The following is a 15516-nucleotide window of genomic DNA, read 5'->3' on the forward strand; positions in this document are numbered from 1 at the left end:
CAGAACCCAGAGAACCCAGTCCCCGTCACATGTCCCACCGGAGTGTGTCCGTGTCCTCCAACACGCCGTCCAGCGCGCCCGGCGAGTCCGGCGAGACCGCCGCGTCCACCGCGTCCACCGCACCGAAGCGCCGCACAGGCCTTTCCAGAGTCCCCTTCTGGGCCCAGATACTCCTCGGCCTGGTCCTGGGAGCCCTGCTGGGCTGGGTCGCCCGCAGCGGCGACGTCGCCTGGCTCAGCACCGCCCTCGACAGGATCGGCGGCACCTTCGTCCAGTTGCTGAAGCTGGCCGTCGGCCCGCTGGTCTTCTTCGCCATCACCGTCTCGATCACCAACCTGCGGAACGTCTCGGGCGCCGCCCGGCTGGCCGGCCGCACCCTGCTGTGGTTCATGGCCACCTCGCTGATCGCCGTCGGGATCGGCCTGACCATCGGTCTGCTCACGAACCCGGGCGCGGGCACCGGCCTGTCCCCCAAGGACGGCGCCCGGCCCGAACAGGCCGGCTCCTGGCTGGACTTCCTCACCGGGATCATCCCCACCGACGTGATCACGCCGTTCACCGAACTGAACGTCCTGCAGATCGTCTTCATGGCCGCCGTCACCGGCATAGCCGCCCTGCGGATCGGCGAGCGGGCCGCACCGCTGCTCTCCTTCTCCGAGGCGGCCCTCTCCCTGCTGCAGAAGGCCCTGTGGTGGGTGATCCGGCTGGCCCCGCTGGGCACCCTCGGCCTGATCGGCCGCGCCATCGACCAGTACGGCTGGGACCTGATCGGCCAGTACGCCACCTTCACCGCCGACGTCTACATCGGCTCCCTGCTGGTGATGTTCGGCGTCTACCCGCTGCTGCTGGCGCTGGCCGCCCGGGTCAGCCCGCTGCAGTTCTTCCGCGGCGCCTGGCCCGCCATCCAGCTCGGCTTCGTCTCCCGTTCCTCGGTCGGCACCATGCCGGTGACCCAGAAGGCCATCGAACGGCTCGGGGTGCCCAGGGAGTACGCGTCCTTCGCCGCGCCGTTCGGGGCCACCACCAAGATGGACGGCTGCGCCGCGGTCTACCCGGCGCTCGCCGCGATCTTCGTCGCGGAGATCTTCGGCGTCTCCCTCGGTATCGGCGACTACGTGCTGATCGCCTTCGTCTCGGTCATCGGCTCGGCCGCCACCGCCGGCCTCACCGGCGCCACCGTGATGACCACGCTGACCCTCTCCACCCTCGGTCTGCCGCTGGAGGGCGTGGGTCTGCTGCTGGCGATCGACCCGGTGCTGGACATGATCCGGACGGCCACCAACGTCGCCGGCCAGGCGGCGGTCCCGGTCGTGGTCGCGGCCCGCGAGAGGATTCTCGACCTGGACGCCTTCCGCAGTGCCCGGAGCTTCGACATCGCCGACGCCGATGCCGACACCGGTGCCGCCTCCGCCGGAGGCGCGGGAGGCCGCCGGGGCGGCGAGCCGGCCCCCGCCACCGCCTGACCGGCCACCCGCAACGCCCGCGGGCCCCTGCCGGCTCCCGCACCCGGGAGCCGGCAGGGGCCCGCGGCCGTCCCGGCGCGGATCCGTGCCGCGCTCCTCGCGGCCCGGGGCCGGGAAAGGCAGGAGCCCCCGCCGTGGCGGGGGCTCCTTGGGTACTGCTTATCCGGTCGTCTGCCGACGCCGTACCGCCCTCGCGGACGGCCGTACGCCGTCACGGCCAGGAGGTCTGGCCGAGCCGGGCAACTCAGGCCGCGGTGACGTTCTCCGCCTGCGGGCCCTTCGGACCCTGCGTCACGTCGAAGGTGACCGCCTGGTTCTCCTCCAGGGAGCGGAACCCGTTGGCGTTGATCGCGGAGTAGTGAACGAACACATCGGGACCGCCGCCGTCCTGGGCGATGAAGCCAAAGCCCTTTTCGGCGTTGAACCACTTGACGGTTCCGGTAGCCATAAGCCCTCCTTGGGCCTATAAGGGTTGCCCTGCTCCAGAAGCCGATTAAGAACTCTGAAAACGACGAGAGCCCGCGGTCACATGCTCCGCAGGCTCTGTACTGCAAGGGAAACCAAACTGCAACTTGCTGTGAGCGTAGCACGGTGCCCACCGGAGGGGAAGGGTGATCATGTTCCGGCGCGTCCGTCCGGGTGAGCACCCCCGAGGGGGTGGACCGCACCTGCGGGGATAGCCTCGCAAGGTGGACACCAATGACGCTGACCGGCCCGTCGCCGAGCCCCCGCGGAGGCGGCCCCGCGTCGGGCACATCCAGTTCCTCAACTGCCTGCCCCTCTACTGGGGCCTGGCCCGCACCGGCACCCTGCTGGACCTGGAGCTCACCAAGGACACCCCCGAGAAGCTGAGTGAACAGCTGGTGAACGGGGATCTCGATATCGGCCCGATCACCCTCGTGGAATTCCTCCGCAACGCCGACCGGCTGGTCGCGCTGCCGGATATCGCGGTGGGCTGCGACGGCCCGGTGATGTCCTGCGTGATCGTCTCCAAGGTGCCGCTGGACGCCCTCGACGGCGAGCGCGTCGCACTCGGCTCCACGTCCCGCACCTCGGTGCGGCTGGCCCAGCTGCTGCTCGCCGAACGCCACGGCCTCGCCCCCGACTACTACACCTGCCCGCCCGACCTCGGCCTGATGATGCAGGAGGCCCAGGCCGCGGTGCTGATCGGCGACGCCGCGCTGCGCGCCTCCCTGCACGACGCGCCCCGGCTCGGCCTCCGGGTCCACGACCTGGGACTGATGTGGAAGGAGTGGACGGGCCTGCCGTTCGTCTTCGCCGTCTTCGCCGCCCGCCGCGACTACCTGGAGCGCGAGCCGGAGACCGTGCGGGAGGTCCACCGGGCCTTCCTCGCCTCCCGCGACCTGTCCCTGGAGGAGGTCGGCAAGGTGGCGGAGCAGGCGGCCCGCTGGGAGGCCTTCGACGCCGAACTGCTGGAGCGCTACTTCACCACCCTGGACTTCCGGCTGGGGCCCGAACAGCTGGGCGGCATCGCCGAGTTCGCCCGCAGGACCGGTCCCACCACCGGATTCCCGGCCGATGTGCGCGTCGACCTGCTGAGCTGAGGCCGTACCGCTCCGGGGCCGCCCGGAGCGGTGGCCGGGCGGGCCGGGCGGGCCGGACTGACCTGCCGAAAGGCCGCCCGGACGCTGGCGTACGCTGGATCGGACGCCGTGCCGCCGTGGCCGCCGACCGGCCGGCCGCCGAGCCCGACCGACCCGACCGCCAAGCCCGAGAGGACCGCCCGGTGACCGATAACGCCGACCTCCAGTCCGTACTCGACCGCGCCGCCGGGGGCGGGCGGATCAGCGCGGAGGAGGCGTTGGAGCTCTACCGGCACGCCCCGCTGCACGCGCTGGGCCAGGCCGCCGACGCGGCACGCCGCCGCCGGTACGCGGGCACCGAGCACATCGCCACGTACATCATCGAGCGGAACATCAACTACACCAACGTCTGTGTGACCGCCTGCCGGTTCTGCGCCTTCTACGCGGCCCCCAAGGACACGGAGAAGGGCTGGACGCGGGACCTGGACGACATCCTGCGCCGCTGCGAGGAGACCGTGGCGCTGGGCGGCACCCAGATCATGTTCCAGGGCGGGCACCACCCCGACTTCGGCGTGGAGTACTACGAGGAGCACTTCTCGGCGATCAAGGAGCGCTTCCCCGAGCTGGTGATCCACTCCCTGGGCGCCTCCGAGGTCGAGCACATGGCCCGGATCTCCGGCGTGACGGTGGAGGAGGCGATCCGCCGCATCCACGACGCCGGCCTGGACTCCTTCGCCGGAGCCGGCGCCGAGCTGCTCCCCGAGCGCCCGCGCAAGGCGATCGCGCCGCTGAAGGAGTCCGGCGAGCGCTGGCTGGAGATCATGGAGACCGCCCACCGGCTGGGCGTGGAGTCCACCTCCACCATGCTGATGGGCACCGGCGAGACCAACGCCGAACGCATCGAGCACCTGCGGATGATCCGCGACGTACAGGACCGCACCGGCGGCTTCCGCGCCTTCATCCCGTACACCTACCAGCCGGAGAACAACCACCTGAAGGGCCGCACCCAGGCCACGGTCTTCGAGTACCTGCGCATCCTGGCCGTCGCCCGGCTCTTCCTGGACAACGTCGCCCACATCCAGGGCTCCTGGCTGACGACGGGCAAGGAGACCGGCCAGCTCTCCCTGCACTACGGCGCGGACGACCTGGGCTCGGTGATGCTGGAGGAGAACGTCGTCTCCTCGGCCGGGGCGAAGCACCGCTCCAACCGCATGGAGCTGATCGACCTCATCCGCAAGGCCGGACGCGTACCGGCGCAGCGCTCGACGACGTACGAGCACCTGGTCGTCCACGACGACCCGGCGAAGGACCCGGTGGACGACCGCGTCGTCTCCCACCTGTCCTCCACCGCGATCGAGGGCGGCACCGCGCATCCCGAGCTGAAGCTCATCGACGCCGGCTGACCGCCCTCACCCCGCGATACCGTGCTGACGATCCACGTCCCGCTCGCCGTCCGCCTCACCGAGGACGGCGAGCGGCTGCCCGGGCACGCGGTGGCGGTCGAGGGCGACCGGATCGTGGCTATCGGCCCGGCGGACGAACTCGCCGGGGCGTACCCGGCCGCCCGCGTCCGCCACTGGCCCGGCGAACTGGCCCCCGGCCGCTGCGCGGTGGACGCGGCGGCGTGGCTGGAGGCCGCCTACCACCCGGACCCGCGCGAGGTGGGCCTTCCCGGCATCCCCGGCACCGATCCGCTCACGGGCTCCGCCCTGGCGGCCCTCCCCATGGACGAGGTGCGCTGGGGGCACAGCGCCCGCCGAGGCCTGCAGCGCCTCCTGCGCGAGGGCGTCACCTCCGTCGTCGGCCCCTTCACCCGCCCCGCGGTGCGCACCGCCGTCCAGCGCTCGGGCCTGACCGTCCTGGCCGCTCCCCGCCCCGCCACCCTCTCCGCGGGCGCCCGCGCGGACTTCGCCGTCCACGCCACCGACGGCCGCTGCCTCGCCACGGTCCTCGCCGGCCGCCTCCTCCACCGCCGCGCCTGACCTACCAGGCCTCATCCCGCTCGGGGATGTCCCCGTGGTCCTCGCACCCCAGTTCCCCCGCGATGTTGCGCGCCACATGTTGAAGTATGTCCATGTGCAGTTTAATTGCGTCCAAACCACCCTCCCCCCCTACGAGCCGAGGGCCGTAGGAAAGTTTTCCATGCACTACAGGGTGTTCTCTGCTGTTTCTTTCTGTGCTGGTTGAGCGACACTCGAAATATACGTCAGCAGACGTATATGTGGAAGTCGCCCGCAGGGCAAAAGGAAAATCTTCTTCGCCGACGACTGCTGTTTCTTTTTCCGGGGGGATGTCGTCTCGGTCTTGCATTCCGAAGTGAATGCGTGGAACGGGTGAATCCTTGTTCTTGTCGGGGTGGACTCGGCAGAACTCTCTCTCCTTTCCCTCTCTTCCTGCCTTCAGGTCGGACAAGAGGGCGTCCGTGAACTCTTCTTTGCCGCTGACGGAATCCTTTCCGAATTCCTCTGTCGCCGTTATCTTCTCCATGGCGGAGGCGGCGGCCTCTGATAGGCCACCGCATACGTCATGTGCGGTGACTGAATCTCCTCTGTCTCCGCTGAAGCATGATGATGTCATCAAGGCGATGCTTCCGAGAGCGAAGGCGATGCGCAATCGAAAAATCTTTTTCTCCACTGGACCGTCTCTCTGGTGATTCTCTCTTCGAGCCGAGAAGATTGCTTACCTGCTGGAGTCTGGTCGAGCGCTTCCGTTTGGAGCCGTGCTTGTCTGTGTCCCGACCCTTTCGCCGGCGACTCAGGCTACTGTCGAAACAGCGGTGTAATATCGTTGCGTCCGGTGTCGTATCTGTCCTCGAGATTGATTTCCTGAAGCCAAGGGCTGCTTGGTGAGATCCCGTGAGCGCTTACGAAAGCGTCGAGCGGGTCCACGGATCGGGCCTTCCCTCGGTCGTAGAATTCCATGACGTCTATCCTGTTTTCCTCCTCGAATTTATCCATCTTTTCTTTTAGCTGGCGATTCAGCGATACTTCGTATTGGGTTTCCGTGGCGCTCGCCACCCCTTCCACCACGGCGGGAACCGCGAAAGCTACCGCTGCAGAAGTAGTAGGACCACCAAAGGGAAGGGTCAGAAGTCCGGCACCCAACCCGATTCCCTGACTGACGGCAAATTTTTCCCACTCTGCAGCTTCGGTCAACTTGCGCTCTGCCTCTTCTTTGTTGTCCCCGTATGTATTCATGATTTCGAGGGTTCGCGCACCGTCAATCACTCCGTTGAACTTGGATCCTGCTTCTAGGATCAGCTTCGCCTCATCATTCGGTTCGGGCTGAACTCTCATCAGGGAGGCAACGTACTCCTGCTGAGCTGAAGCAAGTATTTCGTAGCCGCCTTCGCTTCCTCCGACAGAAGCCAGGAACTTTTCGGCCGTGCTGGCATTTACGCTGAAATGGCCGTCCCCTTCTTTGTGGCGGAAAGCGGAGTTTCTTGCTTCTTCTGTGTAGTCCGCACCCCCGAAGTCAGAGACAGCCCAGTGCAGATCATCGATGTAGCCAGCCCCCATCTTTGCCAAGCTGTCCCCCACTCCGGGCCTGTCGGAAGCGAAACTCGCGTCTGTGCTGACGACTGCGACAACTTGGCTCATGATGTTCGCTGTCATGTCGTCGCGCTTCAGGCCGAGATCGGGACGATCGTATGGGACTCCGAGGGTCGCCGACTCCAGTGCGTGCCCAAATTCGTCGTACCCGTAGCCTTTGTGGGCGTCTTCGCCTGCCGTCGGGTCTTGGAGCCAGTCACGTTCGCGCATCAGATAGTCGAGGAACGGGCTGAGGTTGCTTTCGTGGTTTCCGTTTGCAGCCCAGGGTTCTGAGTTGAACATCGCCTTGGAAGCTTCCGGATTGTGACCGAGGGCCTCCAAGTAGCCGGCCATGGGATCATTGCCTTCGTCGGATCCGAAATTGAGACGGGCTTTGTGATCGTCGACGTACCAGAGACCTTCGAGATCGCCCTCGTGTTCCTTCTCGAAGTAGTAGAGCTCGTTGCCGTACTCTTTGAGGAATTCGGTTTCGTACTCACCGTGGCGCATCAGGCTGCTCATGATGGAAAAACCGTAGGATCCCTGGCTCGGAAGGTTAGCCGCCGCGCCTGAGTGGGTGAATTGGATACGGTCGTCCCCGAGTCCGATCATCTCCCTCTTCCACTCCCGCATGGCGTCGCTCTCGGAGTGAGAGGCGGTGGCGAGTGTGTGGGACAGAGACTTCTGGATGTCCGCCAGAGTCTTCACCGCGTCCTTGTCGGAGTGGCGTCGCTGGTCGGCGATGCCTTGCCAGAGGCGCAGGGTTCCCTCGGGGCCGACCTTGGTCGCGTAACGCTCAGCGAAGTAGGGGTCGCCCTCATGTTTCCTGGCCAGGCGGTTGAACTGCTTGAGTTGCTCGTCGGTCATTTCTCTTCCGAGAGCAGTGAGCTTGACGAGGGTATCGGCGTCCTTTCGGGCTTCGCGGCGCCCCTGCTGAGCGTCCTTGACGCTGTTGAACATGTCCGGGTGGAAGCCGGACGAGCGCCCGTTGGGATCCTGCGAGAGGGCCCAGTGCAGCGCTGTATCCGCCTCGGTGGCGTCAGCGAGCGCCGTCTTGATCTTTTCGTTGTAACCGCGGACCACATCCTCGTATGCCTGCTTGAGGACGGCGAGCCGGCCGGGCTCTTTTTTGTCATCCGGGTCTAGGTACACCAGGCCGCTGGAGGACATCTTCAGGTTCTTGTCCTCGGCAACCTCGTTGGTGACGTCACGGATGCGTTTCTGGGCGGAGCGGAAGTTCTCCAGCGCACTGTCGAGCAGGCGATGGATGTCTTTGGCTTCCTCCGAGGCGTTCTTGAACTGCCTCTCCACCTCGTCGAACTTCTTGAAGGCCGCTTCTGCGGCTTTCCCATCCCAGTCGGAGGTGCGCAGGGCCTTGGACACCTCGTTCCTGAAGGAGGTGGCGATGGTGTCGAACTGACCGGGCAGGTTCCGCCACTTGGTGACAGCCTCGGCCAGCGGGGCGAGATCGGCGTTCTTGACGGTGCTGTAGCCGAGCGTCATTTCTTCCCCGTCTCGTCCTCTTCGAGTTTCAGCCCGTCGATCACCTTGGCCCGGTCCTCGTCCTCGCGTTGGAAATCGTTCGCTGCCGTACGCAGTGGCTTCGCGACGCCGTCGCTCAGCAGACCTTGCAGGTACTTCATCTGCTCTTCCCAACGCTCTGCGAAGGTTGCGAAGGCCTCTGCGGACTTGAAACCGGTCAGCCCGGCCGCGACCTGCGCTGTCTCCCTCATCGTGGCGTCGTCCGCCTTGCCGAGGTTGCCTCGGACGGTGTCGGCCTTGCCCGCACGTTTGGTGAGCTCGCTCGGGGTGACGCTGAGCTTCTTCCCGCCGCCCCCACCGCTGTCCCCGTTGAGGCGGGTGCGGGCCGCTTGCTCGCGGGTGGCCTTGGCCACGAGTTGGGCCCACTCTTCGTCGAACGACACGATCCCCCCGTGGTGGCAGTCGGTACATCTACGGAGGCAGTGTGTAACGCACCCGCCGGTGGCATCGCAAAGGGCTTGGGCGTGGCCTGGCCGGATCGGCCGGATCCGAACGGTCGCGGCCCTCACGGTGGCCGGCCGGTTCGCGGCGGTGCCCGGAAGCCCCGCGCGCCCATGCGCCGGGGAGCCGGGGCGGGGGCAGGGGGGTGGGGCTGGGAGGATGGGCACATGACGCGCGCATCCCTGGACAAGCAGCCCAACGAAGTCGCCGCGATGTTCGACAAGGTGGCGGCCCGGTACGACATCACCAACGACGTGCTGTCCCTCGGGCAGGCCCGGCTGTGGCGGCGCGAGGTCGCCCGCGCCGTGGACGCGCGGCCGGGGGAGCGGGTGCTGGACCTGGCGGCCGGGACGGGGACGTCGTCGGTGCCGTTCGCCACGGCCGGCGCGTACACCGTGCCGTGCGACTTCTCCCTCGGGATGCTGCGGGAGGGCAAGAAGCGCGAGCCGTGGATGCCGTTCACGGCCGGGGACGCGACCCGGCTGCCTTTCGCCGACGACGCGTTCGACGCCGTCACCATCTCCTTCGGGCTGCGCAACGTCCGCGACACCGACGCCGCGCTGCGCGAGATGCTGCGGGTGACCAAGCCCGGCGGCCGGGTCGTCGTCTGCGAGTTCAGCCACCCCACCTGGGAGCCCTTCCGCAAGGTCTACACCGAGTACCTGATGCGGGCCCTGCCGCCCGTGGCGGAGGCCGTTTCCAGCAACCCGGACGCCTACGTCTACCTCGCCGAGTCCATCCGCGCCTGGCCCGACCAGCCCGGCCTGGCCCGCAGGCTCCAGGACGCGGGATGGGAGAAGGTCGCCTGGCGCGATCTGACGGGCGGGATCGTCGCCCTGCACCGGGGGTTCGCCCCGTAGGACCGGGAGCGGTACGGGACGGGCGGACCGGGCGATCGTCGGCGGGGAGCGGGAGTTCGCCCGCGCATCCCTTCTCCGGCGGGCCGAAGGCCCCTGCATAGACTGCTTCCGTCCAGTGCCCGGCGCGACCGGCACGTTGAATACCGAGTCTTGCGGGAGTCCGTCGTGACCGAGTCCCCCTCGAAGGCAGCCTCCGAGCACAGCGCCGATGTGATCGTGGTCGGGGCCGGCCCCGCCGGGTCCACCACCGCCTACCACCTGGCCCGTTCCGGGCTCGACGTCCTGCTGCTGGAGAAGACCGCCTTCCCCAGGGAGAAGGTCTGCGGCGACGGGCTGACCCCGCGTGCGGTCAAGCAGCTCGTGGCGATGGGGATCGACGTCTCCGAGGAGGCGGGCTGGCTGCGCAACAAGGGCCTGCGGATCATCGCCGGCGGCACCCGGCTCCAGCTCGACTGGCCGGAGCTGGCGAGCTTCCCGGACTACGGACTGGTCCGCAGGCGCGACGACTTCGACGAGCAGCTCGCCCGGCAGGCCGAGAAGGCCGGGGCCCGGCTGTACGAGCGGTGCAACGTCGGTGCGCCGATCACCGACGGGCGCACGGGCCGGATCACCGGTGTCGAGGCGAAGCTGGGCGAGGAGAAGACGCCGGTCTCCTTCCGCGCCCCGCTGGTGGTCGCCGCGGACGGCAACTCCACGCGGCTGTCGCTGGCGATGGGCCTGCACCGGCGCGAGGACCGTCCGATGGGCGTGGCCGTGCGCACGTACTTCACCTCGCCGCGCCACGACGACGACTATCTGGAGTCCTGGCTGGAGCTGTGGGACCGGCGGGGGGCGCAGGACCGGCTGCTGCCCGGCTACGGCTGGGTCTTCGGGATGGGCGACGGCACCTCCAACGTCGGTCTGGGAGTGCTCAACACCTCCTCGTCCTTCAAGGAGCTGGACTGGCGCGAGGTCCTCAAGGCGTGGTGCGCCTCGATGCCCGAGGAGTGGGGATACACGCCCGAGAACATGACCGGTCCGATCCGCGGCGCGGCCCTGCCGATGGCCTTCAACCGGCAGCCGCACTACACGCGGGGGCTGCTGCTGGTCGGTGACGCGGGCGGCATGGTCAACCCGTTCAACGGCGAGGGCATCGCGTACGCCATGGAGTCCGGGCAGATCGCGGCCGACGTCATCGTCCAGGCCCACGCCCGGCGGAGTCCGGCGCAGCGCGAGCTGGTGCTGCGGCGCTACCCGAGGGTCCTCAAGGACACCTACGGCGGCTACTACACGCTGGGCCGCGCCTTCGTGAAGCTGATCGGCAATCCCAAGGTCATGAAGCTGGCAGCCGAGCGCGGCCTGACCCACCCGGTACTGATGCGCTTCACGCTGAAGCTGCTGGCGAACCTGACGGACCCGACGGGCGGCGACGCGATGGACCGGATCATCAACGGGCTGACGAAGGTCGCCCCGCGCGCGTAGTACGCCGCCGCTCGGGAGAGGGCGCCGAGGAGCGGCGAAGGGCCGTCCGGGAGAACCGGACGGCCCTTCGCCGTGCACGTGCGTGTACGTGCCGTACGCGCGCCGCGCGGCGTCAGAGCACGCGCACCGCGCCCGTCGGCATGTCGTAGCCCATGTCGCGCTCGGCGACGCCGGTGGAGGGGTTCTGGGCGCCGACGAAGCGGCCGTTCCCGATGTAGACGGCGACGTGGTACGCGTTGCCGGCGCTGCCCCAGTAGAGGATGTCGCCCGGCCGCACGCTGCTCAGGGGGATCTGGGTGCCCGCCGTGGACTGCGGCTGCGAGGTCCGCGGGAGGCTGATCCCGATCTGGCGGAAGGCGGCCTGGGTGAGGCTGGAGCAGTCGTAGGCGTTCGGGCCGGTGGCGCCGAGGACGTACGCCTTGCCGACCTGTGCGCGCAGGAAGCCCACCAGGGTCGCCACGTTGCCGCTGCCGGCCGGTGCGGAGGCGGCGGGGGCATCGGTCGCGGCGGGGGCGGCACCGAGGGTGGTGCGCCGGGAGTCGCGCGCCGCGCGCTCCCGGGCGGCGCGCTCGCGCTCGGCCTCGGCGGCCTCCGCCGCCCTGCGCTCGGCCTCGGCCTTCTTCCTCTCGGCCAGTTCACCGGCCCGCTCCATGGCCTGCTCGGCGGCCAGGATCCGCGCGGCCTCGGTCTCGTACCGGGTCGCGACCGTCCGGTTGGCGTCGGCGGCCCGCAGGGCGCCGGTGGCCGCGTCGGGGACGATCACGGGCATCTCGGCGGTGTCGGCGGCCGTCTTCCGCTCCTCGGCGGAGGAGGGGGCGGCCGCGGCGGTCACCGCGAGGGTGCTGAGGACGCCACCGGCAACGCCCGTGCGCAGCAGGGGGTTCCTGCCGGCTCGACGGGGTTTCCGGTGGCCGGGTATGTGGGCGGTCTGGGACATGCCACCACGGCTATCAGCCGTGGGAGGTTCCGTTCAACAAAGGTGTGTTGCGCCACACTCGGCGTGTACGCGCCCACTTTGGGCGGAGCGCGGCGCTACGGATGCCTCTCCCGGAAGTCGATCATTGCCCCGTTAAGAGGCCGTGACCATGACATTGTCCGATTGATCCACTTCGCTCCGCGCGCCTAGCACGGGCGGTCCTCCCCGCGCAAAGACGGGCTCGCGCCGCGGGGTCCGGGCGTGGTGGAGGTCACAGATTGAGCACGGATTCACGATCTTGCCGCGCCGGGTTCCCGGAGGGGTGCGGAGGCGGCCTCGCGGTCGTCTCCCCCCGGCCTCGCCGGAGGTGCGCTCCGCGCCGTTTACCAAGCCAGGATGTCCAGGGCAAATTTGCCTGTAGTGGGCATCATTTGATAGGGCGCACCCCCTCCGATCAGCGAAGACGCGCCGGAATGTCACGTGTGGTGATCAGTCGGCCGCTTCACGTGTGAAGATCGCCGTCCATCCGGCTTCATGATCATTCGTCAGGTGGTGGAGATCACAAACTTGTTGCCGCACCCCGTGTCGCAGATCACAGAAGGACGGGCATAGGATGCAGTCGACTCGGGCTTGTGAACTGCCTCACATATACGCGATCTTCGTGAACGGAACACCGGTCCGAAAACGGCCCGCAACGGCCCGCCGGCAGCGTCGTCGACTGGAAGGAGCGAGGAGCGGTGAACGTCTACGCGCCCATCCTCGTACTGGGAGCGCTCGGGGCAGCCTTCGCTGTCTTCTCCGTGGTCATGGCCTCGATCGTCGGCCCCAAGCGCTACAACAGGGCCAAGCTCGAGGCGTACGAGTGCGGCATCGAGCCCACCCCGCAGGCAGCGGGAGGCGGGCGCTTCCCGATCAAGTACTACCTGACGGCGATGCTCTTCATCGTCTTCGACATCGAGATCGTCTTCCTCTACCCCTGGGCCGTCACCTTCGACGTCCTGGGGCTGTTCGGGCTCGTGGAGATGCTGCTCTTCGTGCTCACCGTCTTCGTCGCCTACGCCTACGTCTGGCGGCGCGGCGGCCTGGAATGGGACTAGGGGCGTACACATGGGTATCGAAGAGAAACTGCCGAGCGGCTTCCTGCTGACCACCGTCGAGCAGGCCGCGGGCTGGGTGCGCAAGTCGTCGGTCTTCCCGGCGACCTTCGGCCTGGCCTGCTGCGCCATCGAGATGATGACCACCGGCGCCGGCCGCTACGACCTCGCCCGCTTCGGGATGGAGGTCTTCCGCGGCTCGCCCCGGCAGGCGGACCTGATGATCGTGGCCGGCCGGGTCAGCCAGAAGATGGCGCCGGTCCTGCGGCAGGTCTACGACCAGATGCCGAACCCCAAGTGGGTCATCTCCATGGGCGTGTGCGCCTCCTCGGGCGGCATGTTCAACAACTACGCGATCGTGCAGGGCGTCGACCACATCGTGCCGGTCGACATCTACCTGCCCGGCTGCCCGCCGCGCCCCGAGATGCTGCTGGACGCGATCCTCAAGCTCCACCAGAAGATCCAGGGCGAGAAGCTCGGGGTCAACCGGGAGCAGGCCGCCCGCGAGGCGGAGGAGGCGGCGCTCAAGGCGCTTCCGACGATCGAGATGAAGGGGCTGCTCCGATGAGCGACGAGCAGAGCAACGGTGGCGGCGGCAACGGCGCCGTCCCCTCGCCGCGCGGTGAGACGGGCGAGGTGATCGACGTCCGCCGCGGCATGTTCGGCGCCAAGGAGGGCGGCGACACCTCCGGCTACGGCGGGCTGGTGCGCACCGTCCGGCTGCCGGGCGCGTCGGGCCGGCCGTACGGGGGCTGGTTCGACGAGGTGGCCGACGAACTGGAGGGCGCGCTCGAGGAGCAGGGCCTGGTGCCGGAGGAGGTGATCGAGAGGACGGTCGTGGACCGCGGCGAGATCACCTTCCACATCGCCCGCGACCACCTGCCGGTCACGGCCCGCGTCCTGCGCGACGACCCCGCGCTGCGCTTCGAGATGTGCACCGGCGTCAGCGGCGTCCACTTCCCCGGCGACTCCGGGCGCGAACTGCACGCCGTCTACCACCTGCGCTCGATCACCCACAACCGGCTGATCCGGCTGGAGGTGAGCGTGCCCGACGGCGATCCGCACATCCCGTCGATCGTCTCGGTCTACCCGACCAACGACTGGCACGAGCGCGAGACGTACGACTTCTTCGGCATCGTCTTCGACGGCCATCCCGCGCTCACGCGGATCATGATGCCCGACGACTGGCAGGGCTTCCCGCAGCGCAAGGACTACCCCCTCGGCGGCATCCCCGTCGAGTACAAGGGCGCCCAGATCCCGGCTCCCGACCAGCGGAGGTCGTACAGCTGATGAGCACCTCGCACGCAACCCCGCACGCGACGGACCCCACGGCGTCACAGGCGAGCGCCCGCGAGACCACCGAGGGCACCGTCTACACCGTCACCGGCGGCGACTGGGACGAGATCGCCACCGCCGCCGCCAGGGGCGACGACGAGAAGATCATCGTCAACATGGGCCCGCAGCACCCGTCCACGCACGGCGTGCTCCGGCTCATCCTGGAGATCGACGGCGAGACGGTCACCGAGGCCCGCTGCGGCATCGGCTACCTGCACACCGGTATCGAGAAGAACCTCGAGTACCGCAACTGGACGCAGGGCACGACCTTCGTGACGCGCATGGACTACCTCACGCCGTTCTTCAACGAGACGGCGTACTGCCTGGCGGTGGAGAAGCTGCTGGGCATCGAGGACCAGGTACCCGACCGCGCCAGCGTCATCCGCGTGATGATGATGGAGCTCAACCGGATCTCCTCCCACCTGGTGGCCATCGCCACCGGCGGCATGGAGCTGGGCGCCACCACGGTGATGATCTACGGCTTCCGGGACCGCGAACTGGTCCTGGACCTCTTCGAGCTCATCACCGGCCTGCGGATGAACCACGCCTACATCCGGCCCGGCGGCCTCGCCCAGGACCTGCCGGCCGGAGCGGTGGACCAGGTCCGCGAGTTCGTGAAGAAGATGCGGAAGAACCTGCCGGAGTACGACAAGCTCTGCACCGGCAACCCCGTCTTCAAGGCACGCCTGAAGGACGTCGGCTACCTGGACCTGGCCGGCTGCATGGCGCTCGGCGCCACCGGCCCCATCCTGCGGTCCACCGGACTCCCGCACGACCTGCGCAAGGCGCAGCCGTACTGCGGCTACGAGACCTACGACTTCGACGTCCCGACCGACACCACCTGCGACTCCTACGGCCGCTTCCTGATCCGGCTGGAGGAGATGCGCCAGTCGCTGCGGATCGTCGAGCAGTGCCTGGACCGGCTGGAGCCCGGCCCGGTGATGGTCGCCGACAAGAAGATCGCCTGGCCCGCGCAGCTCGCGCTCGGCCCCGACGGGCTCGGCAACTCGCTGGACCACATCAGGAACATCATGGGCACCTCGATGGAGGCCCTCATCCACCACTTCAAGCTGGTGACGGAGGGCTTCCGGGTGCCGCCGGGGCAGGCGTACGCCGCGGTGGAGTCCGCCAAGGGCGAGCTGGGCGTGCACGCGGTCAGCGACGGCGGCACCCGCCCGTTCCGGGTCCACTTCCGCGACCCGTCCTTCACCAACCTGCAGACCATGGCGGCGATGTGCGAGGGCGGCCAGGTCGCCGACGTCATCGTCGCCGTCGCGTCCATCGACCCCGTGATGGGAGGCGTCGACCGGTGACAGACGTATCGCTCGGG

General features: G+C 68.4%; 15 protein-coding genes. 10 read left to right on the forward strand and 5 right to left on the reverse strand.

The genetic code is table 11. From position 1 onward, the window contains the following. Window positions 1-50: 50 nt before the first annotated feature. A complete protein-coding gene (locus tag ACLIYP_RS04460) occupies window positions 51-1463 on the forward strand; it encodes a dicarboxylate/amino acid:cation symporter (protein ID WP_412711827.1) in 1413 nt (470 codons plus the stop codon). Window positions 1464-1707: 244 nt separating this feature from the next. On the opposite strand, the gene ACLIYP_RS04465 is transcribed toward ACLIYP_RS04460, so the two are convergent. Beyond that, window positions 1708-1911: a cold-shock protein gene (locus tag ACLIYP_RS04465; protein ID WP_093660436.1), complete on the reverse strand. Its 204-nt coding sequence runs from the start codon at window positions 1909-1911 to the stop codon at window positions 1708-1710. A 241-nt stretch (window positions 1912-2152) separates the two neighbouring features. Between ACLIYP_RS04465 and ACLIYP_RS04470 the strand changes: the two genes are divergently transcribed. The 3 genes from ACLIYP_RS04470 to ACLIYP_RS04480 all read left to right on the forward strand — a co-directional run bounded on the left by ACLIYP_RS04470 (window position 2153) and on the right by ACLIYP_RS04480 (window position 4989). After that, window positions 2153-3028, forward strand: a complete 876-nt coding sequence (locus ACLIYP_RS04470; protein ID WP_412711828.1) for a menaquinone biosynthetic enzyme MqnA/MqnD family protein — start codon at window positions 2153-2155, stop codon at window positions 3026-3028. A gap of 182 nt (window positions 3029-3210) precedes the next feature. Further along, entirely contained in the window at window positions 3211-4410 is a 1200-nt protein-coding gene (gene mqnC, locus ACLIYP_RS04475) for a cyclic dehypoxanthinyl futalosine synthase (protein ID WP_412711829.1), read from the forward strand. A gap of 21 nt (window positions 4411-4431) precedes the next feature. Beyond that, the gene (locus tag ACLIYP_RS04480; protein WP_412711830.1) at window positions 4432-4989 is read left to right on the forward strand and encodes an imidazolonepropionase-like domain-containing protein; all 558 of its coding nucleotides are present in this window, start codon (window positions 4432-4434) and stop codon (window positions 4987-4989) included. 1 nt (window position 4990) lies between these two features. On the opposite strand, the gene ACLIYP_RS04485 is transcribed toward ACLIYP_RS04480, so the two are convergent. From ACLIYP_RS04485 to ACLIYP_RS04495, 3 genes are all read right to left on the reverse strand, one after another. Then, window positions 4991-5641, reverse strand: coding sequence for a hypothetical protein (locus ACLIYP_RS04485; RefSeq protein ID WP_412711831.1), 651 nt, complete (start codon window positions 5639-5641; stop codon window positions 4991-4993). A 125-nt stretch (window positions 5642-5766) separates the two neighbouring features. Continuing rightward, the gene (locus ACLIYP_RS04490) at window positions 5767-8040 is read right to left on the reverse strand and encodes a hypothetical protein (protein ID WP_412711832.1); all 2274 of its coding nucleotides are present in this window, start codon (window positions 8038-8040) and stop codon (window positions 5767-5769) included. Further along, window positions 8037-8462 (reverse strand): type VII secretion target, encoded by a 426-nt coding sequence (locus ACLIYP_RS04495; protein WP_412711833.1) that lies wholly within the window; start codon window positions 8460-8462, stop codon window positions 8037-8039. Before ACLIYP_RS04495 ends, ACLIYP_RS04490 begins: the two co-directional genes overlap by 4 nt. Window positions 8463-8687: 225 nt before the next feature. Between ACLIYP_RS04495 and ACLIYP_RS04500 the strand changes: the two genes are divergently transcribed. Next, entirely contained in the window at window positions 8688-9380 is a 693-nt protein-coding gene (locus ACLIYP_RS04500; RefSeq protein WP_412711834.1) for a demethylmenaquinone methyltransferase, read from the forward strand. Window positions 9381-9545: 165 nt separating this feature from the next. Then, entirely contained in the window at window positions 9546-10841 is a 1296-nt protein-coding gene (locus tag ACLIYP_RS04505; protein ID WP_412711835.1) for a geranylgeranyl reductase family protein, read from the forward strand. 112 nt (window positions 10842-10953) lie between these two features. Here ACLIYP_RS04505 and ACLIYP_RS04510 read toward each other — a convergent pair whose 3' ends face one another. Further along, window positions 10954-11778: a C40 family peptidase gene (locus tag ACLIYP_RS04510; protein ID WP_412711836.1), complete on the reverse strand. Its 825-nt coding sequence runs from the start codon at window positions 11776-11778 to the stop codon at window positions 10954-10956. A gap of 716 nt (window positions 11779-12494) precedes the next feature. Between ACLIYP_RS04510 and ACLIYP_RS04515 the strand changes: the two genes are divergently transcribed. Genes ACLIYP_RS04515 through ACLIYP_RS04530 form a run of 4 tightly spaced genes read left to right on the forward strand, consistent with a single transcriptional unit; the run spans window position 12495 to window position 15499 of the window. Next, window positions 12495-12854: an NADH-quinone oxidoreductase subunit A gene (locus ACLIYP_RS04515; protein WP_206348966.1), complete on the forward strand. Its 360-nt coding sequence runs from the start codon at window positions 12495-12497 to the stop codon at window positions 12852-12854. A 10-nt stretch (window positions 12855-12864) separates the two neighbouring features. Further along, window positions 12865-13419, forward strand: a complete 555-nt coding sequence (locus tag ACLIYP_RS04520; protein ID WP_093660456.1) for a NuoB/complex I 20 kDa subunit family protein — start codon at window positions 12865-12867, stop codon at window positions 13417-13419. Next, window positions 13416-14141 carry an NADH-quinone oxidoreductase subunit C gene (locus tag ACLIYP_RS04525; protein WP_412711837.1) on the forward strand — a complete coding sequence of 242 codons (726 nt, stop codon included), beginning with the start codon at window positions 13416-13418 and terminating at the stop codon, window positions 14139-14141. Before ACLIYP_RS04520 ends, ACLIYP_RS04525 begins: the two co-directional genes overlap by 4 nt. Next, complete coding sequence (locus ACLIYP_RS04530; protein ID WP_412711838.1) at window positions 14141-15499, forward strand: NADH-quinone oxidoreductase subunit D; 1359 nt, start codon at window positions 14141-14143, stop codon at window positions 15497-15499. Before ACLIYP_RS04525 ends, ACLIYP_RS04530 begins: the two co-directional genes overlap by 1 nt. Window positions 15500-15516 lie beyond the last annotated feature (17 nt).

Origin of the sequence: Streptomyces nanhaiensis, assembly GCF_046614825.1 — a bacterium.
Taxonomy (GTDB): domain Bacteria; phylum Actinomycetota; class Actinomycetes; order Streptomycetales; family Streptomycetaceae; genus Streptomyces; species Streptomyces radiopugnans.

Coding starts and splice junctions, on each gene's coding strand:
- ACLIYP_RS04465 (WP_093660436.1), bottom strand. CDS start 1,911: ATGGCTACCGGAACCGTCAAGTGGTTCAACGCCGAAAAGGGCTTTGGC.
- ACLIYP_RS04490 (WP_412711832.1), bottom strand. CDS start 8,040: ATGACGCTCGGCTACAGCACCGTCAAGAACGCCGATCTCGCCCCGCTG.
- ACLIYP_RS04500 (WP_412711834.1), top strand. CDS start 8,688: ATGACGCGCGCATCCCTGGACAAGCAGCCCAACGAAGTCGCCGCGATG.
- ACLIYP_RS04510 (WP_412711836.1), bottom strand. CDS start 11,778: ATGTCCCAGACCGCCCACATACCCGGCCACCGGAAACCCCGTCGAGCC.
- ACLIYP_RS04520 (WP_093660456.1), top strand. CDS start 12,865: ATGGGTATCGAAGAGAAACTGCCGAGCGGCTTCCTGCTGACCACCGTC.
- ACLIYP_RS04525 (WP_412711837.1), top strand. CDS start 13,416: ATGAGCGACGAGCAGAGCAACGGTGGCGGCGGCAACGGCGCCGTCCCC.
- ACLIYP_RS04530 (WP_412711838.1), top strand. CDS start 14,141: ATGAGCACCTCGCACGCAACCCCGCACGCGACGGACCCCACGGCGTCA.